Origin of the sequence: Bartonella sp. AA2SXKL, assembly GCF_042197205.1 — a bacterium.
Lineage (GTDB): Bacteria > Pseudomonadota > Alphaproteobacteria > Rhizobiales > Rhizobiaceae > Bartonella.
In genome coordinates, this window is the sequence record NZ_JBHIRN010000147.1 from 1 (window position 1) to 716 (window position 716).

1 protein-coding gene and 1 pseudogene are annotated in these 716 nt (G+C 36.2%); one reads left to right on the forward strand and one right to left on the reverse strand.

The genetic code is table 11. The annotated features are described in order from the left end of the window. Positions 1-199 (reverse strand): annotated as a pseudogene (locus tag ACFINS_RS10340) (cytochrome c family protein); the annotation flags it as partial. 106 nt (positions 200-305) lie between these two features. Here ACFINS_RS10340 and ACFINS_RS10345 point away from each other — a divergent pair. Next, positions 306-716 (forward strand): cytidylyltransferase domain-containing protein (locus ACFINS_RS10345; protein WP_375706219.1); only part of this gene is annotated, 411 nt, incomplete at its 3' end.

The following is a 716-nucleotide window of genomic DNA, read 5'->3' on the forward strand; positions in this document are numbered from 1 at the left end:
TGGCTCGTTGAAGACGATCATTTAATGATAAAGAAATATCAGATGTCTGCTGTTTTTCTTTGAGTCTATCATTTTTTGTAACTTTAGAAGGTTGAACCGACGCAGAATTATCATAAATCCTGTAGCTTAAAATTCCCACCAAGATAATCAGCAAAAATAAGCAAGCAAAAACAAAATAGACAATTTTTGAGCGATTCATAAAAATTCAAACATTTATATTGTCATTCCCGCTTTTAGTTTAAGCTTTTTCCATATAATACACAACATTATAAACACATCATACACACGATATTTGGAATTTTGCAATGGCTCTTGAACCAATTATTCTTATTCCCGCTCGTATAGGCTCAACCCGTCTTCCTCAAAAAGCTCTGGCAGAGATTGCTGGAAAGCCAATGATTGTTCATGTTGCTGAACAGGCAAAAAAAGCCGCATTCGGGCGTATTATCGTTGCAACAGATCATAACAATATCGCCAAAGTCGTTACCGCTTATGGACATGAATGTATCATAACATGTCGTGATCATAAATCTGGATCTGATCGTATTTATGAAGCTTTAACCCATATTGATCCTGAACGACGCTACAATGTCATTTTGAATGTACAAGGTGACTTGCCAACGATAACGCCCCATGAAATCATCAGTGCTTTACGCCCTTTAGAAAATAGCTTAACTGATATTGCAACTTTGGGTGCAAAAATCGTCGAAGAAAAT